Origin of the sequence: Chitinophaga niabensis, from assembly GCF_039545795.1 — a bacterium.
Lineage (GTDB): Bacteria > Bacteroidota > Bacteroidia > Chitinophagales > Chitinophagaceae > Chitinophaga > Chitinophaga niabensis_B.
Genome location: NZ_CP154260.1, coordinates 476,496 through 490,121, shown reverse-complemented (window position 1 = coordinate 490,121; position 13,626 = coordinate 476,496). Strand labels below are relative to the sequence as shown.

Genomic DNA, 13,626 nt, shown 5'->3' with positions numbered 1-13,626 from the left:
GCTATTCTTTTACTCTCTCGATATAGTCACCTGTTTTGGTGTTCACACGGATCAATTCTCCTTCATTCACAAATAATGGTACCATTACAGTAGCACCACCTTCAACAGTAGCTGGTTTCAGGGTACGGGTTGCAGTGTCCCCTTTCATGCCAGGCTCGGAATAAGTTACTTTCAGCACAATCTTGTCCGGTAACTCTACGCCCATGGGCAGTTCAGTTTCCGTGTTGATGGAGATAGACACTTCATCTCCGTCTTTCAGGAACTGGGGAGCGTCAATCATTGATTCATTTACAACTATCTGCTCAAAGGTTTCTTTATCCATGAAGTTGTAACCGCTCTCATCTTTGTATAAATACTGATAAGCTTTCTTTTCCACACGAACCGGGAAGATGTTATCTCCGGAGTTCCAGGTATGCTCAATTGAACGGTTGTTATCAACGCCTTTCAATTTAGCCCACACTTTTGCAGCTGCACGGGCGGTTTTGTTCTGACCAAACTCTACAACAGAATATAAGCTGTTATCCAGCTTAATGATTAATCCTGTTCTGATATCTGCGGTGGTAGCCATAAAAGGTCACTGATTTTAAAGTTAAAAATTTACGTTAGGATTGCAAAAGTAAAAATTTTCGCATATGAACAAACAAAACTTATCGGAAATTCCACAAAAGCGGTATAGTTTTGGTGCTGTTATAGCAGATTGATTATCACTTTAACAATATAAAAATATGAAAATGAGAAGATGGATGTTCCTGCTTTTATGCCTTCCTACCCTACTGAAAGCACAAACCAATACGAATACAACCACCAATATTTCTCCTTTTAAGCAATATTCGATCATTTCTCCCCTGCCGCTGACATTATATGATGGAAGCACCTTTTCCAAGAACGACCTCCCCAAAAACAAGCCGGTACTGGTATTTGTTTTCAGTGTGGAGTGCGATCACTGTGCCCATATGACGGAGGAGATCCTCAAAAACATCGGCAAGTTCGGAAAAACCCAGCTATTAATGATCACTCCTTTTAAATTGGAGCGGATGAAGGCCTGGTACGATGAATATAAGATCAAAAACTACCCCAGTATTATCATGGCAGCCGAGCCCACACGGCAGATCCTGTCTTATTACGACCTCCGCAACTTCCCCGGAACTTATATTTACAATAAGAAGCACCGGTTGGAAGCGGACTACGAAGGTACCGTTAAACTGGACACATTGTTAAAGCACTTATAAATTTCCCGTTTGGCCTGATCGAATTGGGAATTTTTAGGGGAATTGGCTGAAATTCACGTTTCGATGTCCTACTTTTGTTTTCCAAATTTATTCTTCACCTTTTTTAAAATACTCAGATACGATGAAAGTTACTGTTGTAGGAGCTGGTAATGTAGGCGCAACCTGTGCCAATGTGCTGGCCCACAGAGATTTCTTGCAGGAAGTTGTTTTGCTTGACATCAAGGAAGGCACTGCAGAAGGTAAGGCACTGGACACGTGGCAGCAAGCGCCTATTGATTATTACAGCACAAAGGTGACCGGTGTTACCAACGATTACACCAAGACCGCCAACAGCGATGTTGTAGTGATCACCTCCGGCCTCCCCCGCAAACCGGGTATGAGCAGGGACGATTTGATCTCCACCAATGCCAATATCGTAAAATCTGTGACAGAGAATGTTACCAAACACTCTCCTAACGCTATTATCATCATCGTATCCAATCCTTTGGATGTAATGACCTACTGCTCTTACCTGACTGCCAAGAAAGACAGCAGCAAGGTGTTCGGTATGGCCGGCATCCTGGATACAGCCCGTTACCGTGCCTTCCTGGCAGACGAGATCGGCTGTTCTCCTAAGGACATCCAGGCCATCCTGATGGGCGGCCACGGTGATACCATGGTTCCGCTGCCACGTTATACCACCGTTTCCGGTATTCCGGTAACTGAGCTGGTAGCAGCAGACAAACTGGAAGCTATCATTCAACGCACCAAAGTTGGTGGCGGTGAGATCGTGAACCTCCTGGGCACTTCTGCCTGGTATGCTCCCGGCGCTGCTGCTGCACAAATGGTGGAAGCCATCCTGAAAGATGAAAAACGCATCTTCCCCGTTTGCGCATGGCTCACCGGCGAATATGGCCTGAAAGATATCTACCTCGGCGTTCCGGTTGTACTGGGCAAGAATGGTATCGAAAAGATCATCGAACTGCAACTGAACGCAGAAGAGAAAGCATTGCTCTCCACTTCAGCCGTTCACGTGAAAGAAGTGATGGACGTACTGGACAATATGAAAACACCTGCGTAATCAGGGTTACCAGATACTTTATAAAGAGAGCATTCCGTTGCAAATGGGATGCTCTCTTTTTTTGTAGAACTACTACTACATATTTTGAGCGTTATAACAACTGATCTTCGTAACTTTAGGGCGCGTTTAGGGTTAACAGTTTGTCAGGTACACCAATAGCACGGCCAGAATCTATATTACATCTCATCCCAAAAAGACCATATCATGAAAAGGCTACTTTTTGTAGTGCTGATATGCAGCCCGCTAAGCATACTGGCACAGGCAGCAACATGGAAGGTAGACAGGGACCACTCTTCCGTTAATTTTTCTGTAGAACACCTGGTGATCTCTGAAGTAGACGGCAGTTTTAAAAGTTTCGATGGTGAATTGAAGGCCGCTAAGCCGGATTTTTCAGATGCACGGATCAACTTTACAGTAGATGTATCAAGCGTAAACACAGGCAATGAGCCAAGAGACAAACACCTCAGATCAAATGATTTTTTAAATGCAGAGCAGTATCCCAAAATGTCGTTTAAGAGTACTTCACTTACCAAGGTTTCAGAAGGCAAGTACTTACTGGAAGGGGATCTCACGATCCGTGACGTGACTAAACGGGTAAAATTCAACGTCAGCTACGGCGGCACTGTAAAAGATGCAGAAAACAGGCAACGGGCAGGATTCAAAGCAAATACTTACATTAACCGGTTTGATTATAACCTTAAATGGGATAAGCTCACCGAAGCAGGGGGAACAGTAGTGGACAAAATGGTGGACATAGAACTAAAACTGGAGTTTATTAAACAATAACTGTGTAGAATTTACACGTAAACCTAACTGGATGAAGGCGTTAGCAATTGCGCTTTGTATCTCCATATCATTTAAATTGCGCTATATTTTTTGCCACATATGTCCAATATCGAAAAGCTGATTTCAATCAAAACCTTTACCAGCGAACACCACAAGGGGTTAGTAAGTCTGATCTTCGTCGGAAACTGGATCATTTCAAAACACCAGCATTTTTTCAAGCAGTATGACATTACAATGCAGCAGTTCAACATCCTGCGTATCCTGCGCGGCCAACATCCAAAAGCAGCGAGCATCAATATGCTCAAAGAAAGGATGCTGGACAAAATGAGCGATGTTTCCCGCCTCGTGGAAAGATTGCGCAAAGCAGGTCTCGTAGAACGTAAAAGCTGTGAGCTCGACAGAAGAGCAGTAGACGTTATTATTTCACCTAAAGGCCTGCAGTTACTCAAGACCATCGATGGGGAAATAGGCTCGCTGGAGGATACATTGAAGTCGTCCCTCAACGAAAAGGAAGTTGTACAATTGAATAAGCTGCTGGATAAACTACTGAACGGCTATTAAACATCGTCCGCCAAAGGCTGTCCAAAATTAAGCACATACCCGTTGCAATCCCTGATCGCAAATTCACGCATGTTATAATCGAAATCCGCTAAGGGGTATACAACATCTGTGGAATCCTTTAATCGTTCCCAGAGCTGCGTTACATTGCCTGTACGGAAATACAAACTCCCCGTTAATGCGGGTGTTTGTTCATCCATATGGGCATTAAGCAACCGGAACATGATAACAGCTTCCCCATTACGCAAGGATGCCCAGCTAACAATCCCCTCTTCATCCCGAAGGGAGTTATCTAATACAAAGCCAAGAGTGTTAATGTAAAAGTCAATTGTTGCCTGCACATTACCCGTACTCAGCATGGGTGTTAGTGAACTGAACATAGTTATGTTTCTTCTACATAATCAAGGTCCTTACCAAACGTTTCCTGCATAGAAAATGCAAAAACAAAAGCCAGTGCAATACAAACAATACCGGTAATAAAACCGCTGTGCAGGTAACTGACACCTGCTGACTGTAAGCCCGTGAAAAGTAATGAGATCACCGGAAGCAATCCCCGTGCATAATTAGGAACCGTAGTGGCAGCCGTTGCACGCAGGTTGGTACCAAACTGCTCTGCAGCCACTGTTACAAATATCGCCCAGAACCCAACACTAAAGCCCATCAAACCACAGATGGTATAGAAGGCCGCAGCGGAGATCCCGTATGCGTTAAAGTATAAAATAACGCTGATCAGCGTAAGGGTGTAAAAGATATATAACACCTTCTTTCTGCTGCGCATCATCTGGCTGATAAAGCCGCTGGCAAAATCGCCGAAAGTAAGCGCAGCATAACAGATCATAATGGCCTTGCCCGGATCAATAGCTCCCTCCACGCCCATTTCTTTGGCAAATTTATTAGAGAACGTCATAAGGATCCCCACAACAAACCAGGTAGGCAACCCTATCATAATACATTTCAGGTAACGGAGGAAACGCTCCTTGCTGGTAAAGAATTTAAAGTAGTTACCACGACTTACATTTCCACTTTGCTTGATACTATTATACATACCGGACTCTACCACACTCACCCGCAGGATCAGTAAGGCCAGGCCCAACGATCCGCCGATATAATAACAAATGCGCCAGTTATCCCCGAAATACTCTGATACAAAATAAGCAACCACTGCACCGGAGATCCCAACACTGGCTACGATCATAGTACCCAGGCCACGTTTTTCCTTTGGCAGTATTTCAGACACCAGAGTGATGCCTGCTCCCAATTCACCAGCCAGGCCCAACCCGGCCACAAAACGCCAGATCATGTACCATGCAATGGCATGCTCTCCACCGATCATACCATTGGCAATATTAGCCACGGAATACAAAAGGATAGAACCGAACAGTACGGATAAACGCCCGCGTTTATCGCCCAGCACGCCCCATATGATACCACCAATAAGCATACCCACCATCTGAATATTGATGAGGTACATGCCTATCCTGTCTATATCATCACCCGTAACACCAAGGGACGTAAGGCTTTTAATACGAATAATACCAAATAAGAGAAGATCGTAGATGTCTACAAAGTAACCCAGGGATGCTACAATTACAGCTGCGTTGATCAGCTTAACGGGTTTGCCGGCGGAATTCATAAAGGTTGATATTTAATGGTATACCCTAAAAAAGAAAGAGACACAAAATAATTGTGTCTCTTCATATTATGAAATAATATTACGATTTTATTTCCTCTTTTTCTGCAGGTGTTTCTATTGGATTGCCAAATTCATCAAAATGCGCGTGAATAGTGGTTTTCCCAAATACCAGTTTAATGATCACAGGCAGGGTGGTGATCACTACTATAATGATAATGATCCATTCCAGGTGATCCTTCAGGTTCGGGAACGCTTTATTCAGGTAATGGCCTGCCAGCATCATGGAAAAAACCCAGGCAACAGAGCCTACCACATTCCAGAACATAAATTTCTTACGTTCCATATTTACGATCCCTGCTACTATAGGCGTGAACGTACGTACCACCGGCAGGAAGCGGGCAATGAAAACGGCTCCCGCACCATATTTATCAAACACTTCTTTGGCTTGCCAAAGGTGTTTCTTCTTAAATAAGAAAGTATCTTTTCTTTTAAATAAAAGCGGCCCTGATTTTTTACCAAACCAGAAACCTACCATATTTCCAAGGATACCCATGATCGCAATCAGGGCCATCACTACCACAAAGGGCATATTAAAAAAGCTCGCGCTTAATTCTTCTCCATAAATACCGGCAACAAAAAGCAACGAATCTCCCGGAAGGAAGAAACCTACAAACAGCCCTGTTTCAGCAAAAATAATTCCCAGGATCAGATACAATCCTCCATGTTGAATAATCCACTCCGGGCTAATTAAATGTTTAAAAAACTCAATGATCTGATCCATGCTAATGTTTAAAAATTGAATAGACGGCCAAAAATAGCCTATTATTTGTCAAGAGTAAGTTAATATTTTATGAAAAGCCGCACTAGGCTTTTGTTTCAGGCGGAAGCTTGGTAAAGTCCACCTCCCCTTCCCACCTGCCGATCACTGCAGTGGCCAGGCAATTTCCGATCACATTTACGGAAGTACGCGCCATGTCCATCAGTTCATCAATACCCAGGATCAGGAAAACGGGCCAGGTAGGCAGGTTAAAAGAATGTACCGTACCTAAGATTATTACCAGCGTAGCTCTGGGTACGCCAGCTACCCCTTTACTGGTCAGCATCAGGGTGAAAACCATCAGGATCTGCTGACCCCAGCTCAGTGGATGACCTGCAGCCTGGGCAACAAATATAGATGCAAGCGCCAGGTATAAGGTAGAACCGTCCAGGTTAAAACTATATCCTGTAGGCATTACAAAAGCAATCACTTTACGCGGCACCCCCATCCTTTCCATAGCCTCCATGGCTTTGGGCAGGGCAGACTCGGAGCTGGTGGTAGCAAAGGCTATAGATACCGGCTCTGAGATCTCCCGGATAAACCGGCCAATAGGCAGCTTGATGATCAGGGCTACCGGCACAAATACAATAAGCATGAAAGCCAGCAAGGCTACATATAATGTGGCCAGCAATTGTAAAAGATTACCCAATACTGCCAAACCTCCGTGCCCAACGGTAAAGGCTATTGCAGCCCCTACCCCTATCGGGGCATAGTACATCACAATATTGGTGAACTTGAACATTACTTCTGATAAGCTTTCACAGAAACTGAGCATAGGCCCGCGGAACTTCTCCTTCACCAGCAATAAAGAAATACCAAAGATCACACTGAACACTACTATAGGAAGAATGTCTCCATGGTAAATGGATTTGGCAATGTTTTCAGGGAATACATGGAGTATAACATCCTGCCAGTTCTGAGGTTTGGTTTCCGGAAGCTTTTCGTGTAAGGCATTGGGTGGCATATTGATCCCAACACCTGCCTGGCTGATATTGATAGCAGCAAGACCAATAAATAAAGCAATAGTGGTAACGATCTCAAAATAGAGCAGGGACTTCCAGCCCATCCTTCCCACCTGTTTGATATCCGAATGGCCGGCAATACCCACCACCAGTGTACCAAATAACAAAGGGGCAATAATGGTTTTGATCATGGAAAGGAAGATCTTACTCATCACCTGGAAGTTAACCGCAACCGTTGGCCAGTCGTGCCCCACTTCGGCACCCACAACCATACTTACCAGGATCCAGGTGGTCAGTGAACGCTTTTTGATAGCGAACCATATAATAGAAGCAATAGCGAGCCAACGGCTTACAGCCAAACCTATCCCGGGTATGCTGACCAGTTGCAAATGCACCAGCGTATGAAGGATAGCTACGATAGATATAAGGACCAATGCAATCAGGGCTGCCTGCTTCTTATTCATTAGAGGTGGTTTAGTTTAGTGTAATAACGCAAAAAAGATCACATGGAATACCAGCCCTGGTACCCAATGCAATAAAAATCGCCCAAAAATAAGGTTCTGGACTGAAAATCCCCATAAATGTTGACAGAAGGAGGCAGGAATAGATGGATTGCAAGCAAAATGCAATTGCATGCATTCATAAAATAAAAATACGGTGTTAGAGTTTTAGATACTATATTTGACGATCTGTAAAAAATCTAAACAAACAAAGCTTATATCAACCACCACAACTACTAAGTATGAGCATGCTCTTTGCTAAAAAACCTCTGTCAACTTTGCTCGCTGAAGCTTCCGATTCGGAAAAAGGTCTTAAACGTACATTGGGTGCCTGGGCACTGGTGGCCTTGGGTATCGGTGCTATCATCGGTGCGGGACTTTTTGTTAGAACAGCTGCTGCTGCCGGAGCGCATGCAGGTTCTGCGGTTACCATTTCCTTCATCATTGCTGCTATCGGATGTGCGCTGGCGGGTTTGTGTTACGCTGAATTTGCCTCCATGATCCCCATCGCGGGAAGTGCCTATACATATTCTTACGCCACCATGGGTGAGTTTGTTGCCTGGATCATCGGCTGGGACCTTGTATTGGAATATGCCCTGGGAGCGGCTACTGTAGCTATCGGCTGGAGTCAGTATCTCAACAAACTGCTATTCATTACATTCGGCCAGACTATACCTTATGAATGGAGCCACTCTCCCTTCCAGGTATCTGAAGCTGGTGTGAGCGGTATCGTGAACCTTCCGGCAATGTTTATCCTGCTGCTTATCTCCCTCCTGCTGGTAAGAGGTACGCAACAATCTGCCGTGGTAAATACCGTCATTGTAATAGTAAAGGTTTGTATCGTTATCCTTTTCATTGTACTTGGCTGGCAGTTCATTAACCCTGCTAACCACACTCCTTATATGATCCCTGAAACTGCAGGTGTAGTAAACCTAAGTGATGGGTCCACGGTGGATTATTCCAAGTTCTGGAACAATGGCTTTGCCGGGGTGATGACGGGCGCAGGTATCGTATTCTTTGCCTTCATTGGTTTTGATGCGGTTTCTACTGCGGCACAGGAAACAAAGAACCCTTCCAAGACTATGCCTTTCGGTATCCTTATTTCCCTCGCAGTTTGTACTATCCTGTACATCCTGTTCTCTCACGTACTCACCGGCGTTGCTCCCTATCAGGATTTCCTGAAATCAGGTAGTGAAGCATCCGTTGCATATGCTATTGACACTTACATGCCTGGTTACGGCTGGCTGTCTACCCTTATTACTGTAGCTATCCTCGCTGGTTTCAGCTCTGTGATACTGGTGATGTTACTGGGTCAGACGCGTGTATTCTACTCCATGTCTAAAGACGGATTAGTACCTAAGATATTCTCTGATCTGCATCCTAAATTCCGCACACCTTACAAATCCCAGTTGTTATTCCTGGTATTTGTATCCCTGTTCGCGGGCTTTATTCCGGATCATGTGGTAGGAAACATGACCAGTATCGGTACCTTGTTTGCCTTCGTGCTGGTTTGCATCGGCGTGATCGTAATGCGCAAAAGCAATCCGGAAGCAGTACGTACTTTCAAAACACCACTGGTTCCTTTTGTTCCCATCCTGGGAGCACTCGTTTGCCTGGCCATGATTGTGAGCCTCGGCAGAGAAAACTGGGAACGTTTAGGTGTTTGGCTGCTGATAGGTATGCTCATCTACTTTGGCTACAGCGTTAAGAACAGTAAAGTGCGCAAAAGCCTGAAATAAGAAATTACATTATAACGCAAAAAGCTGCCTTCTACTCAGAGGCAGCTTTTTGCTTTCAGGGCGCATAACTACAAATTTTTGCGCCACTACAAAGGAATTTAATAAATTTGCACCCACGTTACGCAATGCAGGATGCTCACCATTCATATTGCGTGATCTATAATTTGTAATTCTTTATGGGACGTATATTTGAAGTAAGAAAACATACCATGTTTGCCCGCTGGGACCGCATGGCCAAACAGTTTACCCGGATCGGCAAGGAAATAGCCATGGCAGTTAAGCAAGGCGGTCCTGACCCAGACAATAACCCTGCCCTCCGTCGCTGCTATGCGAATGCGAAAGGTGTGAATATGCCTAAAGACCGTGTGGAAGCTGCTATCAAGCGCGCCATGGGTAAGGATACAACCAATTATGATGAAGTTGTGTATGAGGGATATGCACCGCATGGCGTGGCCGTAATAGTAGAAACTGCTACAGACAACACCACCCGCACCGTTGCCAATGTAAGGATGCACTTCAATAAAGGCGGCGGAAGCCTCGGGAACAGTGGCTCCGTAGGATTTCTGTTCAACAGGATGGGCGTTTTCAAGATCAAGAATGAAGGACAGAACCTGGAAGAACTGGAGCTGGAACTGATAGATTTTGGGCTGGAAGACATCGGAGAGGATACAGAAGGTAATATTATCCTTCGTGCTGCCTTCAGCGAGTTCGGCAATATGTCCAAGGCACTGGAAGAAAGAGGCATGCCTGTTATCAGCGCTGAATTACACAGGATCCCAACCACACAGGTGGAATTAAATGAAGAACAAACAAAAGAAGTACTGGAAATGATTGACAGGCTGGAGCAGGATGAAGACGTGCAACAGGTGTTCTATAATCTCAAGTAAATTCTCTTTTATACTATACAACCCGGAATCAGGCGCAGTACGCCAGATTCCGGGTTCTTTTTTTAGCCTGTTACTATATTCTGAGCATTGCCTTGCTGAAAAGCCTGTACATTCTCCACCGTTTTATTCATCAGCCGCCTGCGGGCGTCCAGTGTGGCCCAGGCAATGTGCGGCGTGATCAGGCAATTCCGTGCAGAGAAAAGCGGATGATCTGCCGCAGGGGGTTCAACAGACAGTACATCCAATCCCGCCCCGGCAATAACACCATTATTTAGTGCGGCAGCCAGATCCGGTTCATTGATAAGCGGCCCCCTACTGGTATTGATCAGAAAAGCCGAAGGTTTCATGGTAGCCAGCAGACCTGCATTCACAAAACCCTTATTTTCTGCATTCAGCGGACAATGAAGGGATACAATATCTGCTTCCCGGAAGCAGGTGGCCTGGTCTTTAAAAGTAACACCGGCCATTTTATCCCTTTCCGGATGCTTATGACTAACGATCACCTCCATCCCAAATGCCAACGCAATGGTGGCAACCGCCCTGCCGATCTGCCCGAAGCCGATGATGGCGATGGTTTTATCCTGCAGTTCCATTAAGGGCATCTTCCAATAGCTAAAGTCTTTACTTTGCGCCCACTCTCCTTTTCTGACACTTTCCGCATGAACACCCACTCCCAGGCATAGTTCAAGAATAAGGGCAAAAGTAAGCTGAGCAACAGAAGCCGAGCCATATGCAGGTACATTGGCAACGATGATACCCTGCGCATGAGCAGCTTTGATATCCACCACATTATAACCTGTAGCCATTACGCCGATATACCGCAAACGGGTCAAACGCCTGATCGTATCTCCATCTACGATGGCTTTATTGGTGAGGATAATATCCGCCTGGCTGGCTCGTTCTGCCACCTGTTCAGGCAGCGATCTGTCATAGACTGTTACATTACCAAGAGCGTGAAGAGGATCCCAGCTTAAGTCTCCGGGATTGAGGGCATAGCCATCCAATACAACTATATTCATGAGAAAAAGTGCTGATCAGGGATAAATTTACGGGATAAATCAGCAAAAGGGCAGGCGCCGCCATTATTATATAAAAAGGCTCAACCAAAACCATACAAAAAGCCCTTTATATAACGCTGGCAGCGCCGGAGATTAACAATACAATTCTAATTTGCGGAGAAAAGAATCTTTATGGCATATTGATCTTTGTGAAAATGTTATTCACCTTGTCGATAATGAAATTACCATACACAGAACGATAAGTGCCGTAACATAGTTTACCATTAAGTTGGAGATTGTGTTCTTTGCCAAGTGGGTGCATACCTTCAATCAGCCGGATAAAACGCATCCTTTGCAGTTGGCCTCCGCATTTGCATCTGCTCTCTGAGATTTTTTTGTGTGACTGCACAATGTTGCTACACCTGATACATCTTGCTTCCATAAAACGTAGGTTTGAACGCTTTTAAATTAGACAATACAATTTTGATGCACTATTGTACTCAATTGTCTAATGGATACATATATCAGTGGCTTGAGCCCGGGCTGACAAACAGTAAAGACGATAATAAGCTAAATGGAATTTATGCAGGCTTAGATAGGAACGTAATGGTTGATTATAAACTACATTCCAATGTACAAAAAAAATAAAATCAGGGTAGGATAATTTTTAAAAGAACCTGGTCAGTTTTTTCTGACATTGTCAGCAATCAAAGGATGATGGTTAAAGTATTTAAATAAAAACCTGGCCAGGTTTACTGAACGCTGTCAGTGATCAATCGCGTTTGCAGAAGCATTTTCGATAGATTTCGATTATTCATGGATGATGGTTAATACTATTCTGCACTAAAGTTACGAATATCAAAGGAAAAAGAACTCATGGTTTGGTCAAAACTGAAGAGGCCGCCCCATTGAGAACGGCCCCTGTTTTCAGCCTATTTGAACCGTCTAAGCAATTTTCTTCTGTATTGATGTATCAGTGATACCCTTGCAATATAGATATTTCCATTATCCAACTTTAGTTGTATGGATAATGAACAGGGAATGAATAAAAAACGAGAATGAACAGATAAATAATTGCAAAACAGTAGATTACATTTTACAATGAACGGTACTTTCTTAGAATATGCAGTTGCGCGCTGGCCACTGCAGGATGGGAGGGATCACAATTTATGACCAGGAAATAACCGGCCAAAGGGGTCAATTGCCAGTCTTCATTCATCTGGCCTTGATAGCAACAATAGGTTCTTCTGAAATTTAAGGCTACGGGCATACCCAGGGCCGCACATGCCCTCATAGCCCGGGCCAGTGCTTCTGCAGCCTGGTCCGGTTGATAACCCAACACTTCCAGTAATTCGCTTGCATAATACGCAGGCAATGTATTTACCTCATGGCGATGTTGCGTAGCCAATACCTCATCCAGGTAATCAAATGATTGTAGCATATCATTGGATTTTATGGTTTCTTCCTCATCTCCGCTAATTGAGTGAATAACTTACGTTCTTCTTCTGTTAACTGATCCGGTACCGTGATTTTTACCTTTACATAAAGGTCTCCGGCTACTTCTTTACTCCCCTCAGGAACAGGTAAACCTTTTGCTTTTAACCGGAACAGCCGTCCGCTATCCGTACCTGCAGGTATGCTTAATTGTAAAGGACTTCCCGGCACTGCCACCTGCACCTTCCCGCCTAAAACAGCCGTGAAGAGATCAACAGGCACTTCCATATACACATCTTTTCCTTTCAGTTCGAATTGTGCATCAGGGGCAATACTTACTTCTATCAACAGATCACCTGCCTCTCCTCCACTTCTTCCCGGCTGGCCTTTTCCTTTTAACCTGAGTACCTGCCCTGAATAAGTGCCGGGTTTTATTTTGAGGTTGAGCTTCTGCCCATTTACCTCTATCTGGCGCGTAGCTCCGGTATACACATCCTGCAAACTCACCTGCATAGTAGCCTGGAGGTCGCCACCCCGGCGGTTACCACGGCCGCGCCCCTGCTGTGCACGACTGCCAAAACCACCACCAAAAAGATGCTCAAAGAAATCTGAAAACTGATTCCCCTCTCCGAACATATCATCATCATACGGCTGTTGCCGACCAGCCCCTTGCCCTGAGCGCCATTTGCTCCAGTCAAAATCTCCGCCATTACTTCCTGCCTGTTCGTAGTATTTCCAGTTCTCACCAAATTCATCATACTTTTTGCGCTTTTCTTCATCCCCCAACACCTCATAGGCCTCATTCAGTTCTTTGAACTTTTCTTCCGCCAGCTTATCATCCGGATTCTTATCAGGATGGTATTTCACGGCCAGTTTGCGGTATGCTTTTTTGATATCCGCTGAACTGGCTTTTTTATCTATGCCTAATACTTTGTAATAATCTTTGTATTCCATATCTCTTAAAATATAACGTTAAACCGGCGTTCCTTGTTTTAAACAGTTAACGGTAAAACACCGCACCCC

Annotated in this window: 15 protein-coding genes; 6 read left to right on the top strand and 9 right to left on the bottom strand. The window is 44.6% G+C overall.

The window, feature by feature from the left end; translation table 11 throughout:
- Position 1: 1 nt before the first annotated feature.
- The gene (gene efp / locus AAHN97_RS02135; RefSeq protein WP_074239985.1) at positions 2 to 568 is read right to left on the bottom strand and encodes an elongation factor P; all 567 of its coding nucleotides are present in this window, start codon (positions 566 to 568) and stop codon (positions 2 to 4) included.
- A gap of 157 nt (positions 569 to 725) precedes the next feature.
- On the opposite strand from efp, the gene AAHN97_RS02130 reads away from it, so the two are divergent.
- From AAHN97_RS02130 to AAHN97_RS02115, 4 genes are all read left to right on the top strand, one after another.
- Positions 726 to 1,229 (top strand): peroxiredoxin family protein, encoded by a 504-nt coding sequence (locus AAHN97_RS02130; RefSeq protein WP_343305917.1) that lies wholly within the window; start codon positions 726 to 728, stop codon positions 1,227 to 1,229.
- A gap of 121 nt (positions 1,230 to 1,350) precedes the next feature.
- On the top strand, positions 1,351 to 2,289 hold the full coding sequence (gene mdh, locus AAHN97_RS02125) for a malate dehydrogenase (RefSeq protein ID WP_074239987.1): 939 nt from the start codon (positions 1,351 to 1,353) through the stop codon (positions 2,287 to 2,289).
- Between the two features lie 204 nt (positions 2,290 to 2,493).
- Positions 2,494 to 3,075: a YceI family protein gene (locus AAHN97_RS02120; RefSeq protein ID WP_343305916.1), complete on the top strand. Its 582-nt coding sequence runs from the start codon at positions 2,494 to 2,496 to the stop codon at positions 3,073 to 3,075.
- Positions 3,076 to 3,174: 99 nt separating this feature from the next.
- Positions 3,175 to 3,636, top strand: coding sequence for a MarR family winged helix-turn-helix transcriptional regulator (locus AAHN97_RS02115; protein ID WP_343305915.1), 462 nt, complete (start codon positions 3,175 to 3,177; stop codon positions 3,634 to 3,636).
- On the opposite strand, the gene AAHN97_RS02110 is transcribed toward AAHN97_RS02115, so the two are convergent.
- From AAHN97_RS02110 to AAHN97_RS02095, 4 genes are all read right to left on the bottom strand, one after another.
- Positions 3,633 to 4,013 carry a VOC family protein gene (locus AAHN97_RS02110; RefSeq protein ID WP_343305914.1) on the bottom strand — a complete coding sequence of 127 codons (381 nt, stop codon included), beginning with the start codon at positions 4,011 to 4,013 and terminating at the stop codon, positions 3,633 to 3,635. The genes AAHN97_RS02115 and AAHN97_RS02110 overlap by 4 nt on opposite strands.
- Positions 4,014 to 4,015: 2 nt before the next feature.
- Positions 4,016 to 5,266, bottom strand: a complete 1,251-nt coding sequence (locus tag AAHN97_RS02105) for an MFS transporter (RefSeq protein ID WP_343305913.1) — start codon at positions 5,264 to 5,266, stop codon at positions 4,016 to 4,018.
- A gap of 79 nt (positions 5,267 to 5,345) precedes the next feature.
- Positions 5,346 to 6,047 carry a DedA family protein gene (locus AAHN97_RS02100; RefSeq protein ID WP_343305912.1) on the bottom strand — a complete coding sequence of 234 codons (702 nt, stop codon included), beginning with the start codon at positions 6,045 to 6,047 and terminating at the stop codon, positions 5,346 to 5,348.
- 82 nt (positions 6,048 to 6,129) lie between these two features.
- Positions 6,130 to 7,509 carry a dicarboxylate/amino acid:cation symporter gene (locus AAHN97_RS02095; protein WP_343305911.1) on the bottom strand — a complete coding sequence of 460 codons (1,380 nt, stop codon included), beginning with the start codon at positions 7,507 to 7,509 and terminating at the stop codon, positions 6,130 to 6,132.
- A 278-nt stretch (positions 7,510 to 7,787) separates the two neighbouring features.
- Between AAHN97_RS02095 and AAHN97_RS02090 the strand changes: the two genes are divergently transcribed.
- Positions 7,788 to 9,284 (top strand): amino acid permease, encoded by a 1,497-nt coding sequence (locus AAHN97_RS02090; protein ID WP_343305910.1) that lies wholly within the window; start codon positions 7,788 to 7,790, stop codon positions 9,282 to 9,284.
- 176 nt (positions 9,285 to 9,460) lie between these two features.
- Positions 9,461 to 10,171, top strand: coding sequence for a YebC/PmpR family DNA-binding transcriptional regulator (locus AAHN97_RS02085; protein ID WP_074239994.1), 711 nt, complete (start codon positions 9,461 to 9,463; stop codon positions 10,169 to 10,171).
- A 62-nt stretch (positions 10,172 to 10,233) separates the two neighbouring features.
- On the opposite strand, the gene AAHN97_RS02080 is transcribed toward AAHN97_RS02085, so the two are convergent.
- The 4 genes from AAHN97_RS02080 to AAHN97_RS02065 all read right to left on the bottom strand — a co-directional run bounded on the left by AAHN97_RS02080 (position 10,234) and on the right by AAHN97_RS02065 (position 13,557).
- Positions 10,234 to 11,190, bottom strand: coding sequence for a D-2-hydroxyacid dehydrogenase (locus AAHN97_RS02080; RefSeq protein ID WP_343305909.1), 957 nt, complete (start codon positions 11,188 to 11,190; stop codon positions 10,234 to 10,236).
- 169 nt (positions 11,191 to 11,359) lie between these two features.
- Entirely contained in the window at positions 11,360 to 11,518 is a 159-nt protein-coding gene (locus AAHN97_RS02075; protein ID WP_159442276.1) for a hypothetical protein, read from the bottom strand.
- Between the two features lie 747 nt (positions 11,519 to 12,265).
- Positions 12,266 to 12,610: a hypothetical protein gene (locus AAHN97_RS02070; protein WP_343305908.1), complete on the bottom strand. Its 345-nt coding sequence runs from the start codon at positions 12,608 to 12,610 to the stop codon at positions 12,266 to 12,268.
- 11 nt (positions 12,611 to 12,621) lie between these two features.
- Complete coding sequence (locus AAHN97_RS02065) at positions 12,622 to 13,557, bottom strand: J domain-containing protein (RefSeq protein ID WP_343305907.1); 936 nt, start codon at positions 13,555 to 13,557, stop codon at positions 12,622 to 12,624.
- Positions 13,558 to 13,626: the final 69 nt, after the last annotated feature.